The organism is Methanoregula sp., from assembly GCF_049690535.1.
Lineage (GTDB): Archaea > Halobacteriota > Methanomicrobia > Methanomicrobiales > Methanospirillaceae > Methanoregula.
Map to the genome: position 1 here is coordinate 1 of NZ_JBAVMX010000057.1, position 16,877 is coordinate 16,877.

Consider the following 16,877-nt stretch of genomic DNA (forward strand, 5'->3'; position numbering starts at 1 on the left):
GGCTGGGCATACAAAAACCCCTTACCGGCTTTTCAGGCACCCGTGCGGTGCTGCTCGGTGCCGGGGGCGTCGCAGCAGCGGCTGCCTACGCGCTTACGAACCTGGACATGGAGGTCACGATCCTGAACCGGACGCCGGAGAAAGCGCGGACGCTTGCGGAACAGTTCGGCTGCCGGTGGCGTGCGTGGAACGGCTTTGACGGGATGAACCCGGATCTGGTCGTGAACGCAACCTCTCTTGGCATGCAGCCGGATACGAGAAGCCCGCTGCGTGACGATCAGCTCAAAAAGGAGATGACCGTATTTGATCTTGTGTACACACCTCCGGTAACCCCCCTGATAGCGGCTGCACGAAAAGCCGGCTGCGCAACCATCACCGGTACCGAGGTCTTTATCCACCAGGCACGGGAGCAGTTCCGGCTCTTCTTTGGGATCGATGTGCCCGATACGACAATACGGGAGATACTGGCATGAACACGTTTGGAAGGAACTTTGCAGTAACGACGTTTGGCGAGAGCCATGGACCGGCGGTCGGGGCAGTCATCGACGGGTGCCCGGTCCGTCTCGGATTATCACCGGCCGACATCCAGCCGCTGCTTGACCGGCGCCGCCCGGGTGCGTCGCCGCTCACGTCGGCCCGGAGCGAGAGCGACACGGTCGAGATCCTCTCGGGCGTGTTTGAAGGACAGACGACCGGCGCGCCCATCGCGCTCTTAGTGAGAAACAAGGACGTGCACTCGGAGGACTACAAGGCGCTCCGGGAAAAGTTCCGGCCCGGCCACGCGGATTTCACGTACCAGGAGAAGTACGGTATCCGTGATCACCGGGGCGGCGGCCGGAGCTCGGGCAGGGAGACGGTCGGCCGGGTCGCGGCCGGGGCCGTGGCACTGAAGTACCTCGCGACAAAAGGGATCGCGGTCACCGGCCGGATCGTCTCCGTGCACGGCAGGACCGCCCCGCAGGAGATCGATGCGGAGATCCTCTCGGCAAAAGCGGCCGGGGACTCGGTCGGCGGGATCGCGGAGATTGTGGCAACCGGCTGCCCGGCCGGCCTCGGTGACCCGGTCTTTGGGAAACTTGACGCAGCGATCGCCGGCGCCATGATGGGGATCGGTGCGGTAAAAGGCGTGGAGATCGGTGACGGGTTTCTTGTTGCCGAAAAGTTCGGAAGCGAGAACAACGACCCGATGACTGCGACCGGATTTAAAAGCAACCACGCGGGCGGCATCCTCGGCGGGATCTCCTCTGGGCAGGAGATCGTTGTTCGCATCGCCGTAAAACCCACGCCGTCGATTGCAAAAGTCCAGCAGACCCGGGATATTCACGGGAACGCGGTGACAATCACCGTGGGCGGACGGCACGACCCTTGCATCGTGCCCCGGATCCTTCCGGTAGCAGAAGCGATGCTCGCGCTCGTGCTCGCCGATGCGGTGCTGGAACAGGAAAAATACCGGTAACTTTTTTTTCTGCCGACCCCGGTCAATTCCAAGATGTTCCCCGGCAATCAGGCCAGCAGTTTCTGCAGGGCCACAAACTCTTCAACCGAGTACTGCCCGGCTGCTGTCGGGACGCCGGCATGGCAGTAGACCAACTCCGAGCCAAAGAGCGGGAGGATCGCCCGGGCATACCGGAATGATGCTCCCATGACCCCGGTGCAGATCGGTTTCTTTGCCGCCCGGGTAAATGCGATAAGATCGATGAGGTCGTCCTCGTTTGTTGGGGTGACAATAATTTTCGGGATGTCACCGTACGATCTCAGTTCCTGTTCGAGCACAAACAGGATGTGCAACGGCATCATCTGCGCCGAATGGTGCGAGGCGATGATCGTTTTTCCCGCCTCTTTTACGGGGGCCGCCTGCCTCGCAAACTGCTGCTCGACATCGACATAGTCCACGAGCGGGATGAGCGGTGCAATCTTTTTTGCCCATTCCTCCGGGCTGCCGAAGTACTGCCCTCCTTCCTGTGCGGAGCGGAACGTGGCGATGATGGGAAGAGAACATGCTTTTCTGCACGTTCGCACCAGTTCCACCGGATCGCCGTCCATCAGGTCGAAACGGAGCTCGATGAGATGGGCGCCCTGTGCCTGTGCGGCGGCAGCCTGTGCGGGATCGGTGAGAGCGGCTACGATCTGCATGTACCTGACCGTTAGCCGCGGGGCCACAAAAAGATGTGCCCGGCCGGGGGCCGTTTCCCGGCTTTGAGGAGGATACCGGTTTATCCCCTTCCGGGTTGAAACTGTCCGCTTGATATGGAACGTGCGGCAGTCATGACAAATCTCCGGCTTCTTGGCATAGCGCTCGGGTGGTGTATCCTTCCTGCACTTATCCTGCCGCTTGGTGCTGCATACCTGCTTCGCATCTCCCTTGCCCCGGTTATTGCCCTGATCACGAGCGCGTTCCTGATTGAGTACGGGTCGATCCCGATCGGGATCGGTCTGGGTCTCCCGCCCCTGTATGTCCTGTGTGCCGCGACAAGCATCGAGGCCGGGATCTTCCTTGGGATCTACGGCATACTCGATACCGCCGGGCAGACCTCAAAACATATCGCATGGTTCCTGGAAAAAACAAAGAACCTCGCGGAGCGCTCAAAGATGTTCGACCGGTACGGCATTCTCGGCCTCTTCCCCTGCGAGATCCTGATCGGGGTCTACCTTTGTGCGCCGGCATCCCGGTTGTTCGGGTGGCAGCGGGAGCGGGCGTTTGTCGTCACCATGGCCGGGTACTGCGTCGCCGCTGTTGCCACCACGCTTGCCACCCTCGGCCTGATCCGGTATTTCATTCCCTAAAAAAAACGGAGTTCCTATGCCAGAAAAAAACCTGCACCCTTCACAAAAAATCCCCGAACTGCTCGCGCCGGCTGGATCGATGAATGCATTCTATGCCGCAGTCGCTGCCGGGGCCGATGCAGTCTACCTGAGCGGGAAGCAGTTTGGCGCACGGAAATTCGCCCGTAATTTTTCTGATGAAGAGATAGCAGAAGCAGTCGGGTACGCCCATGCCCGGGGCGTGCGGGTCTACGTGACCACGAACACGCTCGTCCATGACCGGGAGATCCCGGGCATCGCGGAGTACCTTGTCCGGCTGTACGCGACCGGGGTCGATGCTGTGCTCGTGCAGGACCCCGGGGTCGCAGCGCTCGCCCGGGAGATTGTGCCCGGCCTTGTCCTCCATGCCTCGACCCAGCTCACGATCCACAACGCGGAGGGCGTGAGGTGGGCGCATGAGCAGGGATTTTCCCGGGTGGTGCTTGCCCGGGAACTCTCCCTTGCCGAAGTAGAATCAATTGCATGGGCAACCGCTGATACCGGTGTCGGCCTTGAAGTTTTCGCACACGGTGCCCTCTGCTACAGTTACTCGGGCCAGTGCCTGCTCTCGTCCGTGATCGGCGGCCGGAGCGGGAACCGGGGCATGTGCGCCCAGCCGTGCCGGATGAAATATTCGCTTGTCACGGCCGATGTCGACAAATACGGCCGGCCAACCGATGCAAGCGAGGTGCCTTTGCAGGAAAAGTACCTCCTCTCGCCAAAAGATCTCTGTACCTACCGCGAGATCCCCCGGCTCGTAAACGCCCCGGTCGCATCGTTGAAGATCGAGGGCCGGATGAAATCCCCGGAGTACGTGGCCATTGTCGTTTCCACGTACCGGCGTGCACTCGATGCGGCGGCAGCCGGTAGTTTTACCCCGGACAAATCCGCTGAAAACGATCTGCTGCTCGCGTTCAACCGGGAATTTACCCGGGGCCACCTATTCGGCGACAGGAACGAAAAACTCATGGGCAGGGACCGGCCGGACAACCGGGGCCTGCTTATTGGGACCGTCACCCGGTACGATCGTACCAGGAGGACTGTCACCATCACCCCGGACCATCCCGTCACCCTGCACCCCGGGGACGGGCTCCTCTTTACCCTTCAGAACCATCCGGCAGCAGCGTGGGGTTTCGCCCTCAACAGCGAACCCGATGTGCAAAACGACGGGATGATTGTGCTTGCCGTTTCCCGCCCGGCGCTCGAAGGCTCGCGGGTCTTTCTCACCTCATCGCAGGTGCTCGCAGCCCGTGCCCGGCAGATAGGGGCACTGGCCCCGCCGGACCTGCGCCACCTGGTGCCGATCGATATGGTCGCAACGGTTGCCGCTGACGGGCACCTGATCCTTGCAGGCACGATCCATCCGCCGGGAAAAGAACCGGTTGTTGTGGAAAATACTTCAGACCTCCACCTCGTCCCGGCCCGATCCCGCCCGCTCTCGGAAGAAACGCTTGCCGCACAGCTCACAAAGACCGGGGGAACGCCGTTTGGTATCGCAAACCTGGACCTCACCTATGACGGCACCCTGTTTACCCCGGTAAGCGAGATTAACCGGGTACGGAGGGAATTTTTCATCCGGGCCGGGGAGGCCTTGATAGCATCTTTCCGTCCCCTGCCGGAAGAGGTGGCAGCAGCAAAAAAGCGTCTTGCAACGTTTATTGCCGGACATCCGTCCCCCGTCTCTTCCACGCCCAAAACCCCCCCGGTCTCCCAAAAGAAGCCCATGAACATTATCCTGTACGCGGACTGCATGGACGCCGTGGATGCCGGTACCCGTGCCGGGGCAAAAACGATCTGCTTTGAACCCCTGGGCTTCCCGTACCCGTCAGGTATTGATGCAGAATCCGAGAACGCCCGCATCGAGGCGGCGGTTCGCACCGCACTTGAAATCTGCCGGGCACATGACGCACGGCTCATCTGGAAACTACCCCGGATCACCCGGCAGGGCGAGATCGCTGCGATCCGGTCGGTCCTGCCCCGGCTGCACGTGGCAGGCCTCCGTGAGTGCATGGTGGAAAACCCGGGAACTGCGCTTGCCGTACAAGAAGCGGTACCGGGTCTTGCCCTTGCCGGGTCATGGGGGCTGAACGTCTTTAATGCGGAGACAATCCGGGTCTTTGCCCGACAGCATTTTACGATGCTCCAGGTCTCCCCGGAACTATCCGGTAACGAGATCGCCGTACTTGCCCGTGAGGTACACCGGCAGGGGGACGGGCCGGAGCTTGCCGTGTTCGCGCAGGGAAACCTTGAGACGATGGTGACCGATGACTGCCTGCGTGCCGTCATCACTAAGTGTCGGCGCACGTCAGGTCCCTGCAGGAATACCCGCTGGATCGGGATCCGGGACGAGACCGGGCGTCTTTTCCCGGTACATGTGGACGGCGCCTGCCGGAGCCATATTTTCAACGCCGCCGAGACCTGCCTCATCGATGTGGTACCGGAACTGGCAGCGGCCGGGATCAATGCAGTCGCGATTGATGCACGGGGAAAACCGGCAGACTATGCGAGGGAAATGGTGAAGGCCTACCGTGAGGCAATCGCGCCTGCCGCACAAAAACCCGGTGCCACGTCCCGTGATCCTGCCACGCTCAGGGAACGGGTAAAATCGATAGCTCTCGGGGGCATTACTGCCGGTCACTACACCCGGGGGTTAAAGGAAGAATGATCCCATCTGCGCCGGTCGGGCCGGGGAGCGAAAGGTTGAATGGAACCGGCGTGCAACACCTCAAGCACGAGGAATGATGTAAGATGCCGTCACCCCTGATCCTGGTAAACCTCAAGACCTACAAGGAGGGCACGGGCAACCGCGCCCACCAGATTGCCACTGATGCCCAGCTCGTCGCACGCGAGAGCGGGGTGACCATCGGTCTCGCGCCCGGGTACATCGACCTCCACCCGCTCTGCCACCATTTCGCAATCCCCGTATACGCCCAGCACGTGGACGGGTACGAGCCCGGCGCCCACACCGGCCATATCACAGCCGATGCACTCAAACTGGCAGGAGCCGCCGGGTCGCTTGTCAACCATTCAGAGCGTCGCCTGACCCTTGCAGAGATCGAGGCGTCGGTACGGGCTCTCCAGTCCCATAAGCTCACGGCTGTTGTCTGTTCCAATAACGAGATCGCGAGTGCCGGTGCCGCGGCGCTTGGCCCGGAGTATGTAGCCATCGAACCGCCGGAACTGATCGGGAGCGGCGTCTCGGTTTCAAAGGCAAACCCCGATATCATAAAAAGGTCGGTCGCGGCCGTGCATGAGGTTAACCCGAAAGTAAAAGTCCTCACGGGAGCCGGTATCCAGAGCGGCGAATGTGTGAAGATTGCTGTCGATCTCGGGACAGATGGGGTGCTCCTTGCCTCAAGCGTGGTAAAGGCTGCCGATCCGGCCGCTGTGCTCCGGGATCTTGTTTCAAAACTCTAAAACAGGAAAATATTTTTGGGTATCGGTATTACTTAAGGAACAGGTACCAGATACCGACAATAACCACGAATATTACCACACCGATCCCGATAACAGTTGCACTGCTGATCTCTTTGGATTCTGTTGTTTCTGCCATTTCACAAAACCTCTGGTGTGGCACCAGCCACAACAAGAATCACTTTTTTTATACTGATTTATAAAGATTTCTAAAAGCGTGGAAGAATATCCCCTGAAATGTGCAGGATAATGTAAAAAGGGGCGTTTTTGTGCCGCACATACCGGTCAGGATCCGGTCCGCACGGTCAGACGATGAGGGTGATCAGGTCGTGCTTGGTAATCACACCCCGGACCAGTCTTCCCTCGGTCACCAGCACCGCGTGGTTCTGCTGGAGGATGTTTACCACCGTTTCGACATCCATATCCGGTGGGACCGTGGGGAAACCGGGCTCCATGAAGTCTTTTACCATGAAGAGGTGCGTATGATGGAGGCGCTGTTGCTCGATCGCTTTTACGATCGCCGATTCGGAAATACACCCGACCGGTGAACCCCGCTCGATCACCGGCAGCTGGGAGATGTTGTTCTTTTCGAAGATCTCCACGGCCTGCGATATACTTGCCTGAGGCTGGATGGAGAGCACCGGTGTATGCATAATCTGGCCGGCCGTCATTTTCTTTGGTTCAGCATTATTGAGCACCACGATAATCTTGTTTAAGGTGCTGACCCGGGGGTCGACACTGCCTGCCTCGATCCGGGCCACCATCGACTGGCTGATGCCTGCCCTCTTTGCGATCTCGGTTTGCCTGAGCCCCAGGGTTTCGCGGCGGGAACGGAGTTCTTCAGGACTCGGTATATGCATATGCAATTACTGATAGTGATAATGCAATATCAACTTTAGGATGGCGGTAAGATCCGCTGGTTTTCGGTACTACAAAAACTCCTGTTCCGGCCCTGCAATCCCCCGCAGTTCAGGGGGACGTTTTCCCCGGATCCACTCACACCCGGTACCTGTGGCAGGGGGTGTTTCCTCACACAAAAAAGGCCGTGCGCGGGAGGAGGTCCCGGACACTTTTGCGTGCCTGTTTATGAACAGTAATCATCCCGAAGTATGGTCACGTGCAAAATTCTTTTAAAGCCCGACACGAATAGAGGAAGATAGAATAATCCAAACCGTGTGTTGGATTAGTGTTGAACATGACCGTCAGTGTCAGCAACGACGACGATGATAAAGAGGCTAAACGTTTCGCGTTTTCTCTCTCTTTTGCAATGACACGCTGTATCATTGATGCAGCGCGTGAATTTATGGATCATGCTTCTGCCCAGTTCACTCATTTTGCCCGGGACTCCGGTTCCACGGGCAGGTCTGTACCGGGAATCCCCGGCCCCCGGGATATCTCTGTCAGGGGAACGAGCGAGCTGATCTGCGGATGAACGATCGGTGGGTCGACACCCCGCAGCCAGATGATGAGCTGCAGACAGAGAGTACGGTCGCGTCCGGTCCCGCAAATCCCTTTTCCCGGCCTGGCATAAGCCGGCGGGCGACGGTACGGGCGGCGCTGCTTGACCAGACGCCCGCACGGGGAGGGAACAGCCATGCCACCCATGCCCATCTCGTGACGAGAAAAGAACCGGTGATGACCCGGGATTCCCTTGCGATTGTCATGCGGGACCACGCGTACCATGTTATCGCCGAGGACTACTCGTACAAGACCGAGGCATATTATACCATCCTTGAGCGTGAACTGGCCGGGGACGATATCCGCCCGTCCAGCCGGGCAGTCCTTGACGCATTCGTGGTGCCCATCTGTCTCGAGCGGGCAAAAATTGCCGGTATCCCGGTCGTGGAGTGGGGCATCTCGCAGGCCTACGTCCCGCTCCCGGCGATCCTCTACGGGCTCAACTACTTTGCCACCGCTTCGGACTTCTTTGTCGTGCAGGACAACGAGCAGGCAAAAGACGTCATCAAGCACATCACAAACAAGGGCAAGTACCCGTTCTGCTACCAGAAACTCGACGACGGGGCAACCATCCATACCTGCACGGCGGTCTTTGGCCGGACCACGGGGAGCTGCACTGCAGTTGCCGGGTATGCAGCGATGATCTACGAACTCTTCTCAATCCCGCTCGTGAGCATGGTCTTTGTAAAGACCGAAAAAGAGTTCGCACTCTCGTCCCTTGCACCCACGCGGTACACCCATCTTACCGAAAAAGAGCGGGCGCTCCTGACTGCATACCGGGACGAGCAGGAGTTTCTATGAGCAGGCTCGGGATTTTTGTCGACAGGAAAACCCTCTCCAATGCCGAGCAGCTCAGCGCCCTCATCCACTGCCGGGATGTGGCAGAGGGCCTCGGACACAACGTGGAGTTTCTCTTCCCGGTCGACATTAACAAGATCAAAAAGATGGACGCACTCTTCATCCGGGCCCGGACCGACCCGATGAACATCACGTATGTCGCCGCCCGCATGGCCGACTTCCACGGCATCCCGGTCATTGACGACGCTGATTCCATCCAGATCTGCGGCGACAAGATCAACATGTACTCCCATCTCCAGAAAAAGAACGTCGCGCTCCCGAAAACCGTCTTCCTCTCGAAAAACGACCTGTCGGTCGAACGGGTCTCGCAGCTCTTCGATACACTCGGGACACCGCTCATCATCAAAGAGCCGTCGACCTCGTTCTCGCTCCGGGTCGAAAAGGTCATGGATATTGCCGGGTTCTTCCGGGTCGCGAGAAGATTCATCAAGATGTCGGACTGGATTGTCGTCCAGCAGTTCGTGCAGAGCACATACGACTGGCGGGTCGGTGTGCTCGGCGGAAAACTCCTGTACGTCTGCAAGTACACGATCCCCTCGGTGACGTTCAAGATCCAGGCATCGGTAAACGGCCACATCGTGTACTGCGGGGTCGAGAGCATGCCCGAGGAGAAGGTACCACCGCATGTTATCCAGCTCGGGATCGATGCGGCCGAAGCGATCGGAAACGGCCTTTATGGCGTAGATATCAAGAACAACAATGGCGATGCCTGCGTGATCGAGGTAAACGACAACCCGTCGCTTGAGAGCGGCGAGGATGCCCACTACCCCCGGGTCTACGAACGTATCGTCAACCACCTTTTTGCAGCGTGATCATCTTTGACTGAAAACTGGCTGCTTCGTGCTGAAGCTATCTGTATGGCATGCGGGGGACACTGCTGCGATGAAGCGCACCCCCCCGTCACCAAAAACCGTTACGACGAACTGATCACCGCAGGAGCAACGCCTGCGTGTTTTGAGAACGAGGGTTACCTGCGCCTTAAAACCCATGCCGACGGCACCTGTATCCTCATGAAGGACCACAAGTGTACCTGCCACCAGGTCAAACCCGAGACCTGCCGGGCCGGGCCGTTTACCTTCGATGTGGAGGGCGATACGATCCGCATTTTCTTAAAACATGCCTCTATCTGCCCTATTGTCCCTCTCCTCAAAGAGGAGCCCGGGGCGTACCGCCAGCAGTACGACCAGGCGGAGACAAACATCCTGCACCTCGTCAGCCATCTCACCGATACAGAGATAGCAGAGATCAACCGGATCGATGAGCCGGACACGGATCTGGTCATGACCATCCCCCGGGGACACCGGTGCGCATGACGATTGGCACAGAACACGAATATTCGATAAACGACGCCTACTTTACGGCGCTTCCCGTATCCGACCAGATCCTCAAGGCCATCTGCGGGAGGTTCGAGAGCGAGATCTCCTTTGGCGAGACAAAACTGGGTAAAGAACTCCAGAAGACGGTACTTGAATTTCTCCCGCGTGTCCCGGCGCCGGGTCCTGCGGCGCTCGAAGCGATGCTCATGGCGGGCATCAGGAAATTTTACCACATCTTCCCCACCCAGTACCACCTGCTCGGCCTTGGGATGCACCCCACCCTGACACTCGACCGGACTGCGGTCTGGGATCATGACGAGGGGGAGTACTACGAGTGCTATGACCGGCTTTTCAATATCCACCAGCACGGGTGGCTCAACATCCAGGCGCTCCAGATCAACCTCTCGTACGCGGGAGAAAAAGACCTGCTCATGCAGTATAACCGGATCCGCACGCTCCTCCCGTACCTCATCGCGCTCACGGCTGCCTCTCCCATGGTAGAGGGCCGTCTGACCGGGAAAATGGACAACCGGCTCATCTATTACCGGGAGAACCAGAAGGTGATCCCGGCAATCTGCAACGGTATTATCCCGGCCCGGCTCCGGTCGGTCGCGGAGTACTGTACTGCACAGGAGCAGGTCTTTTCCGAGCTCCGGGCCCGGGACGCTGAAATCCTCTGCGAGGAATGGCTCAACTCAAGCGGGCTTATCATCCGGTTCTCCCGGGAATGCCTTGAGATCAAGGCGCCGGACGAACAGGAGTGCATCCGCTCCGACATGGCGGTCGCTTCACTGGTGACTTCACTCCTGCGCTGTCCGACGCTGCCGGTAGAAACGGATCAGGACGCGCTGCTCGCACTCACGGAAACTGCAATAGAGAAGGGTACGGCGGGGCTGAGGCCGGAACTTGAAGCGCTGTACCGCTCTGCGTGGCAGAAGGCGACTGCTGAAGAACGACAGTACCTGCCGGTCATCGAAAGCCGGATCAAAAAAGGCAGCCTCGCCGAGCAGATGGCGGAGCGGTACCGGGAGGAGCAGGCAATCGAGCCGATCCTTGCCGACATGGCACACTGCCTGAGGGCGAACGTGCCGTACGGGATGGAATAATTTTTTTATCCGGGAACAGGGCCGGATTTTTTTAATTTCTGTTTTTAGTCTTTGTGTCGTTCTAACTGAGGTGCCTCCAGGAGATGTCGGAGATCCGGACGTCATATGTCCCGGAGTCTCCCATCTGACATCCATCGATGATGTCGATTTTGTAAGGGCTGGTCCCATACGGATCGATATTAACACTATCATACCCGGTGCCCAACTCCACGCCAGTACTATCATAACCGGCGCCACTTATCACAACATACAGTGGATGAGCGACATTACTTGTGACGGTACCGGTAATATCCAACGAGCCGGTGACCTGACAGGTTACCGATTTCGAATCGATCTCTGCGGTCGGAACCTCTGGCGCCGCCGATACTATGGCAGGTGTGCTTACTGCAGGAGCGCTCTCTTCGTTTGAACCGGTCAGTGCACCGAAGATCGGCCCTCCGAAAATCGCTACTATCGCTATGAGGAGGAGGAGCACCACAAGTGCGATAGTGATCAGGGGATGGGGAGTACCCGGTTTTTTGCCGGTGCTCCGGGCTGCAAAACAGGGGTGTCGGTCATATGTGCCCCTTTTCACGGGTGGGGTTATAATTATTGTTATGGCATTAACCTGGAATGAGATCGGGGGTTGACCCGATAATTTTACAAGAGAAAAACTGGGTCACCCATCATAAACGCTACCGACCAGTAGTTTCCAATGAATGGATCTGGATATCGATTGGTCGATTACATCATCAAATCACAATAAAGAGAGATGAGATCATCGTAGCCCCGCAATATTGACCAGGTAAACATCCCGCAAATCCAACGGCACCCTGAAAAAAGGTACCCGGGTTTTATGAATTTTCAGGTTTGTTTGTGATCGTAAAGACGCAGTGCTCGTCTCCCTTTGACCGGCACTTAATCTCTTTTGCCTGAACTTTGATGCCAAATGACCCTTCGATAATTCCCGCAAGAAGCCCGGCAGTGCAGAAGCATACATTTTTCCCGGTAGTGCCAAACGCTTCGGACTCGACCGTGTGCGAAAGCGTCATCGTCTTTGTCTTTGCCGCCTCGTCCCATTCTGTTTTGATGATACTAAACCAGCCCATCTGGGAGTAGAAAGCAAACGCCATGTCAGCGAGGATATTGGGTTTGTCGATCCCCATGGTCTTGTAGTGCCCGACATTTTCCCTGCCCATCTCCATGTACGCGCGGTAGTTGACCCCACCCGCAGGCAACTCTCCCATCGTCTTTTTTAAGGAGTTCATCATGGAGGTGAAGATGAACCGCGGCATCATGACCACCGGGTCATCGATCAGCTTTATTTTACCTTCAAGGGGTTTGTGTTCGATATATTCTGTTATGGCAGAGTCGCCTTTCACAATTGCCTGTGCCTTGAACTTCCAGCTGGATTCAACCTGGTCGGCAACAAACTCGCAGGCATCGTCACCGTGTGCGTGGCATTTTGTTTCAAGGCAGAACCAGTTCTTACCCGTTGCAGCGATGAGAATACCCTCGATCCAGCCCTGGTGGATACCACAGACCGGCATGTTCCAGTCTTTCATGATCTGTGATTCAAAGGTCTGCTTCGTACGCAGCCGGATCCGTTTTTCACTCTGCTCCACAAGCTCAAACGGTGCTCCCCAGCCCTGCTGGTGCTGGAGCTTGAAGACGAGCATGAGAAAATCGGCAGGTTTGAGGTCCATCCCCTGTTTTTTCAACAGGTTGTTGAGCCCGACCGAGCCCATACCAACTGAGCGGAAGAGTTTTCGGACGGCCTGCACGGCAAGCTTCTTGTCCAGATTGCTTTCATACATTTCATAGATGGCTTTTACCAGATAATTCGGATTGCTCGCCGTCTTCACTCCAAAGACTGAATACGAACCGGCGAGGGGATCCAGTTCGATGTAAGGTCTGATGTCCTTTTCCCCTTTGATAAAAGATTCGAAGTCCTCGCGTCCAATCTTCATGAACAGTAACTCCGCTATAAATTAATTAAAATATTTCGCCCGGAAAATTTAAAAAAAATGGAATAAAAGGACCGGGGTTTGTTGAAATGTTATACTAATAGTGGGGATGAGGAACAGGATACATTGAACCTGATACGGAATTTCATGACCTTCCGGGCCTTATCCTGTATGCAGGCACAGACGCTGGACACGATTCCGGATCGTACGGAGCCACATGAGTCGTACTATCACTGCGGCAGATTTTCCCACGTACCCATCGTAATCAGTTTCTGGAGAAGTTTCTGGATCAGAGTGCGGCAATGATGCGGTCCCTGTTTTTCCTGAGATCGTAGCGTATTCGGCCGATATTAGCAGTGCCGTCTGCTACAATTGCGATCAATTCATCCTGGGAGAGAGGCGAGAGGAGGATCGGACCTTTTTCCAGTTCAACGAGCATCTGGGCAAGTTCTCCTTTCTCCAGTGACGTGCCCATTGCACCCGATGTGCCAAGACCTGTTGACGCCATGGCGGCAAGAGCTTCAATATCAAATTTTCCAGAAACCGCACTCTCGATAACAAACCCGTCGCTTCCAGCAATCACTGCTGCTGATACTCCCTCTATTTTTAAAAATTCGCCAAGAAGCGGTTTTAATAAGGATTGTACCATCCAGTCACCACCTATAAATAAATCTTCTTTTATTTCGAACTATTAATACTTAGTCCGAAAGATAAAATTCCATGATGTAATTAAAAAGAGGAATATGATCACAGCATCCGGATTTTCCGGCTCCCGCAGAAAACCTCATTCCATTCGTCATTCGCATGAACCCTGAGGAAATCTGTCGATAAACGGAGTTTGGAAAACCGTCAGATTATTCTATAAAAAATTTACGAACTACCATGGATTTTTCACAGGGGATGTAACTGGAATCCCTGCACAATCCTCATTAACCCGGCACCGGCAATATCACTACAAGGAGTAAACAGCCACCATGTCATTGACCCTGCTTTCCGAAGCGGAAGGCTACGAACTGCTGAAAACCTGCGGGATCCCGGTGCCCCGGCACGTAGTCGTCCGCACCGCAGAAGAGGCAGGACGTGCAGCGGACGGGATCGGGTTCCCGCTCGTGGCAAAGATCGTCTCGCCGCAGGTCGTCCACAAGAGCGATGCGGGCGGCGTCCTTACCGGCGTCACGTCTGCCGCTGCGGCAGAAAAGGCGTTTACGGCCATCACGCAGAATGTCCGGGCAGCATTTCCTGATGCAGAGATCGAAGGGATCATCCTTGAGGCAGAGCAGGAGCCGGGCCTCGAACTGATCATCGGGGGAAAGACCGACCCGGCGTTCGGGAAAGTGCTCACGATCGGCATGGGCGGCACGCTCGTGGAACTGATCCGGGACGTGGCGATCCGGATCCTCCCGACAGGCGAAGACGAGATCCGCAGCATGATCCACAGCCTCGGGGGCTATCCGCTGATCGCCGGGTTCCGGCACGCCGCTCCCCGGGACGAGGCGGCACTTGTCCGGATTGCCGGGGCGCTCGGACGCATGTTCCTTGAACATCCGGAGATCCGGGAGTTCGACATCAACCCGGTCATCATGTACGGCAACGGCGGCTGTGCGGTGGACGCACGGATCTACACGGATAAAACGGCCGGGCCGGTTCCTGGCGAGGAGAGGGCAGGTGCGGCGCTGCCGGACTCCCTGTTTACCATGAGGTCGGTCGCGGTCGTCGGGGCATCGCAGGACGCCGACAAGGTCGGGTACGCGATCTGCCGGAACATGCTCAACTTTTCCGGCGCCCTTTACCCGGTCAATCCCAAAAGCCCGGTGATCCTCGGGAAGACCGCGTATCCCACATTATCTGCAATCCCCGACACGATCGATGCTGTCGTGATCGCGATCCCGGCACCGGCCGTGCCGGCTATTGTAGAGGAAGCCGGAAAAAAGAAGATTCCGCTCGTGATCATTGTCTCGTCCGGGTTTCGGGAGATCGGGCCGGCCGGAAAAGCGCTCGAAGAGCAGGTGCTTGCCACGGCTCGCAAATATGGAATTCGGATCATGGGCCCCAACTGCCTCGGGTTCATGCTCCCCGCGCAGGGCATCAATACCACTTTTGACCCGGTCTCGCCACGGCCCGGCTCCATCGCGTTTATCTCCCAGAGCGGGGCGATCATCACCACTATCGTAGACTGGAGCCTTCCCGAAGAGATCGGGTTTTCTGCCGTCATCTCGGTGGGAAACCAGCTGGATCTCACGTTTGAGGATTTCATCCGGTGGACCGCCGCCGATCCTGCGACAAATGCGATCATCCTGTACGTAGAGGAGATCACAAACGGCCGGCGCTTCATGGAGACCGTCAGTCGTATCACCCCGGTAAAACCCGTGATCGTGATAAAATCCGGCTCGTCAAAAATTGGGCAGAAGGCGGCCTCGTCGCACACGGGCTCCCTTGCCGGGAGCGACCAGGTTTACCGTGCAGCATTCCGGCAGGCCGGGATGATCCCGGTCCGGTCGATCCGGGAGGCGTTCCAGGCAGCCGAACTCCTCGCGTCCGAAGGGTACCCCAGCGGCACCCGCGCCGTCGTGATCACAAACGCCGGCGGGTTTGCGGTGCTCTCCTCGGACTATGCTGAGCAGTTCGGGATTGACCTCGTGGAATTCCCGGAGGCGCTCACACGAGAACTTGACGCAGTACTTCCCGCAAACTGGAGCCGGGAGAACCCGATTGACATGGTCGGGGATTCCCACCCGGACCGGTACGCAAAGACGTTCGATGTGATGATGCGGCACCAGGACCTCTGGGACATCGCGTTTGTGATCGCCGTCCCGACCGCGATCTCCGATCCCCTCCGGGTCGCAAACGAGATCGTCCGGTTCTCCACGCACACAAAAAAGATGATCGTGGGCTGCATGATCGGAGGGGATTCCATGAAGACCCCGCAGCGGATCCTGCGGGAGGCACACATCCCGAACTTCCCGGATCTCGAAGATGCATTCCGGGCAGTAGGAAATATCTGCCAGTACACGTGCCGGAACGCAGACGGATCCCATGGGTGCCGGCCGGTGCCCCGCACCCCATAATGGCGGCAGGACAAACGAGAGCCACTGAACTCCTGCCATCCTACCATCATATATACCGGCCGGTGAAATTTTCACCCATGAATATACGATTGATCCTCGCCCCGGCAATCCTTCTCCTGCTGCTTCTTGCAGTCGCCGGCTGCACGGAGCCGGCCGCGATCCTGCCCGGCCCGGCTGCCACCCCCACCCTGACACCGGTCCCCACGACAACCCTCCCGGTGGTTTCCGCCACCCCGGGTCCGACAGAAAACCTGCCCGACGTCTGGGAGGTCGAAGTCCAGGTTCAGAGCAACGGCCTGTCCATCAACCCGCAGATCATCATGACGTTCCGGGGCGGCAAGGGAATGAACCTTGTTCCCGAGCTCGATCTCGAAGTCATCCGGTCAGATGGGGTCGTTGAGACCGGAAAGATGACTCAGCCCCTGTATGTCGGCGAGACTGTCACGTTGCCGGGGACGACACAGAACAACGACCGCGCCATTGTCTGGGCGATCACTGCACAGGGCGACAGGGTGAAGATTGTCGACAAGTATGTGCCGTTCCGGTCGTATAATACCGGATAACGGTTCCGGGAAAAACCGGGAAAATCAATATATCTATTTTCCAAAATTTTCAGCAGCTGAGTTGAACTTTTTTTGGAATCTTCAGTTGCGTGATCAATCTTTTTTATTTTAATCTTCATGAACCTTGCCGGACTTTTTTAAATGTTCAGCAAAGTGTCCGGACTTTTTCCAAAATGTTCCGTTGAGTGATCGATCATTTTCCGGAATCAGTGGCTCTTTACCCGAACTTTTCCGAAAAAATCTTTGGGCCGGATGATCCGGATTGCATGGAGGGGATATCGTGGGGGCTATCGCCCCCACACCCCCACGAGCGAGGAGTGCCGCCGCCCCCGACGGGGCGCCCCCGCGG

General features: G+C 57.3%; 17 protein-coding genes. 12 read left to right on the forward strand and 5 right to left on the reverse strand.

The genetic code is table 11. The features are described from left to right. Positions 1-473 (forward strand): shikimate dehydrogenase family protein (locus WCE46_RS04370; RefSeq protein ID WP_424732478.1); only part of this gene is annotated, 473 nt, incomplete at its 5' end. Beyond that, positions 470-1,456 carry a chorismate synthase gene (gene aroC / locus WCE46_RS04375; protein ID WP_424732479.1) on the forward strand — a complete coding sequence of 329 codons (987 nt, stop codon included), beginning with the start codon at positions 470-472 and terminating at the stop codon, positions 1,454-1,456. The genes WCE46_RS04370 and aroC, both read left to right, overlap by 4 nt. A 47-nt stretch (positions 1,457-1,503) precedes the next feature. Here aroC and WCE46_RS04380 read toward each other — a convergent pair whose 3' ends face one another. Then, positions 1,504-2,133 (reverse strand): type I 3-dehydroquinate dehydratase, encoded by a 630-nt coding sequence (locus WCE46_RS04380; protein WP_424732480.1) that lies wholly within the window; start codon positions 2,131-2,133, stop codon positions 1,504-1,506. 114 nt (positions 2,134-2,247) lie between these two features. Here WCE46_RS04380 and WCE46_RS04385 point away from each other — a divergent pair, with 114 nt between their 5' ends. From WCE46_RS04385 to tpiA, 3 genes are all read left to right on the forward strand, one after another. Then, the gene (locus WCE46_RS04385) at positions 2,248-2,784 is read left to right on the forward strand and encodes a small multi-drug export protein (RefSeq protein ID WP_424732481.1); all 537 of its coding nucleotides are present in this window, start codon (positions 2,248-2,250) and stop codon (positions 2,782-2,784) included. A 16-nt stretch (positions 2,785-2,800) separates the two neighbouring features. Beyond that, positions 2,801-5,467: a DUF3656 domain-containing U32 family peptidase gene (locus tag WCE46_RS04390; protein WP_424732482.1), complete on the forward strand. Its 2,667-nt coding sequence runs from the start codon at positions 2,801-2,803 to the stop codon at positions 5,465-5,467. An 83-nt stretch (positions 5,468-5,550) separates the two neighbouring features. After that, complete coding sequence (gene tpiA, locus WCE46_RS04395) at positions 5,551-6,219, forward strand: triose-phosphate isomerase (protein WP_424732483.1); 669 nt, start codon at positions 5,551-5,553, stop codon at positions 6,217-6,219. A 302-nt stretch (positions 6,220-6,521) separates the two neighbouring features. Here tpiA and WCE46_RS04400 read toward each other — a convergent pair whose 3' ends face one another. After that, positions 6,522-7,076: a CBS domain-containing protein gene (locus WCE46_RS04400; RefSeq protein ID WP_424732484.1), complete on the reverse strand. Its 555-nt coding sequence runs from the start codon at positions 7,074-7,076 to the stop codon at positions 6,522-6,524. Between the two features lie 335 nt (positions 7,077-7,411). Here WCE46_RS04400 and WCE46_RS04405 point away from each other — a divergent pair, with 335 nt between their 5' ends. The 5 genes from WCE46_RS04405 to WCE46_RS04425 are packed head-to-tail and all read left to right on the forward strand — an operon-like array spanning position 7,412 to position 10,954. Further along, positions 7,412-7,648, forward strand: coding sequence for a hypothetical protein (locus WCE46_RS04405; RefSeq protein WP_424732485.1), 237 nt, complete (start codon positions 7,412-7,414; stop codon positions 7,646-7,648). Beyond that, complete coding sequence (locus tag WCE46_RS04410; RefSeq protein ID WP_424732486.1) at positions 7,645-8,475, forward strand: hypothetical protein; 831 nt, start codon at positions 7,645-7,647, stop codon at positions 8,473-8,475. Before WCE46_RS04405 ends, WCE46_RS04410 begins: the two co-directional genes overlap by 4 nt. Then, positions 8,472-9,344, forward strand: a complete 873-nt coding sequence (locus WCE46_RS04415) for an ATP-grasp domain-containing protein (protein ID WP_424732487.1) — start codon at positions 8,472-8,474, stop codon at positions 9,342-9,344. Before WCE46_RS04410 ends, WCE46_RS04415 begins: the two co-directional genes overlap by 4 nt. Before the next feature lie 6 nt (positions 9,345-9,350). Beyond that, positions 9,351-9,845 carry a YkgJ family cysteine cluster protein gene (locus WCE46_RS04420; protein ID WP_424732488.1) on the forward strand — a complete coding sequence of 165 codons (495 nt, stop codon included), beginning with the start codon at positions 9,351-9,353 and terminating at the stop codon, positions 9,843-9,845. Beyond that, positions 9,842-10,954, forward strand: coding sequence for a glutamate-cysteine ligase family protein (locus WCE46_RS04425; RefSeq protein WP_424732489.1), 1,113 nt, complete (start codon positions 9,842-9,844; stop codon positions 10,952-10,954). Before WCE46_RS04420 ends, WCE46_RS04425 begins: the two co-directional genes overlap by 4 nt. A gap of 61 nt (positions 10,955-11,015) precedes the next feature. Here the strand turns inward: WCE46_RS04425 and WCE46_RS04430 are convergent, their stop codons facing one another. The 3 genes from WCE46_RS04430 to WCE46_RS04440 all read right to left on the reverse strand — a co-directional run bounded on the left by WCE46_RS04430 (position 11,016) and on the right by WCE46_RS04440 (position 13,549). Beyond that, positions 11,016-11,528, reverse strand: coding sequence for a hypothetical protein (locus WCE46_RS04430; protein ID WP_424732490.1), 513 nt, complete (start codon positions 11,526-11,528; stop codon positions 11,016-11,018). A 259-nt stretch (positions 11,529-11,787) separates the two neighbouring features. Then, positions 11,788-12,903: a V4R domain-containing protein gene (locus tag WCE46_RS04435; protein WP_424732491.1), complete on the reverse strand. Its 1,116-nt coding sequence runs from the start codon at positions 12,901-12,903 to the stop codon at positions 11,788-11,790. Positions 12,904-13,189: 286 nt separating this feature from the next. Further along, a complete protein-coding gene (locus WCE46_RS04440) occupies positions 13,190-13,549 on the reverse strand; it encodes a roadblock/LC7 domain-containing protein (RefSeq protein WP_424732492.1) in 360 nt (119 codons plus the stop codon). 325 nt (positions 13,550-13,874) lie between these two features. On the opposite strand from WCE46_RS04440, the gene WCE46_RS04445 reads away from it, so the two are divergent. After that, positions 13,875-15,965: an acetate--CoA ligase family protein gene (locus WCE46_RS04445; protein ID WP_424732493.1), complete on the forward strand. Its 2,091-nt coding sequence runs from the start codon at positions 13,875-13,877 to the stop codon at positions 15,963-15,965. A gap of 77 nt (positions 15,966-16,042) precedes the next feature. Next, the gene (locus tag WCE46_RS04450; RefSeq protein ID WP_424732494.1) at positions 16,043-16,528 is read left to right on the forward strand and encodes a hypothetical protein; all 486 of its coding nucleotides are present in this window, start codon (positions 16,043-16,045) and stop codon (positions 16,526-16,528) included. The last annotated feature ends 349 nt before the right edge of the window (positions 16,529-16,877 follow it).

Coding starts and splice junctions, on each gene's coding strand:
- WCE46_RS04450 (WP_424732494.1), top strand. CDS start 16,043: ATGAATATACGATTGATCCTCGCCCCGGCAATCCTTCTCCTGCTGCTT.
- WCE46_RS04405 (WP_424732485.1), top strand. CDS start 7,412: ATGACCGTCAGTGTCAGCAACGACGACGATGATAAAGAGGCTAAACGT.
- aroC (WP_424732479.1), top strand. CDS start 470: ATGAACACGTTTGGAAGGAACTTTGCAGTAACGACGTTTGGCGAGAGC.
- WCE46_RS04445 (WP_424732493.1), top strand. CDS start 13,875: ATGTCATTGACCCTGCTTTCCGAAGCGGAAGGCTACGAACTGCTGAAA.
- WCE46_RS04425 (WP_424732489.1), top strand. CDS start 9,842: ATGACGATTGGCACAGAACACGAATATTCGATAAACGACGCCTACTTT.
- WCE46_RS04385 (WP_424732481.1), top strand. CDS start 2,248: ATGGAACGTGCGGCAGTCATGACAAATCTCCGGCTTCTTGGCATAGCG.
- WCE46_RS04415 (WP_424732487.1), top strand. CDS start 8,472: ATGAGCAGGCTCGGGATTTTTGTCGACAGGAAAACCCTCTCCAATGCC.
- tpiA (WP_424732483.1), top strand. CDS start 5,551: ATGCCGTCACCCCTGATCCTGGTAAACCTCAAGACCTACAAGGAGGGC.
- WCE46_RS04410 (WP_424732486.1), top strand. CDS start 7,645: ATGAACGATCGGTGGGTCGACACCCCGCAGCCAGATGATGAGCTGCAG.
- WCE46_RS04435 (WP_424732491.1), bottom strand. CDS start 12,903: ATGAAGATTGGACGCGAGGACTTCGAATCTTTTATCAAAGGGGAAAAG.
- WCE46_RS04400 (WP_424732484.1), bottom strand. CDS start 7,076: ATGCATATACCGAGTCCTGAAGAACTCCGTTCCCGCCGCGAAACCCTG.
- WCE46_RS04440 (WP_424732492.1), bottom strand. CDS start 13,549: ATGGTACAATCCTTATTAAAACCGCTTCTTGGCGAATTTTTAAAAATA.
- WCE46_RS04390 (WP_424732482.1), top strand. CDS start 2,801: ATGCCAGAAAAAAACCTGCACCCTTCACAAAAAATCCCCGAACTGCTC.
- WCE46_RS04380 (WP_424732480.1), bottom strand. CDS start 2,133: ATGCAGATCGTAGCCGCTCTCACCGATCCCGCACAGGCTGCCGCCGCA.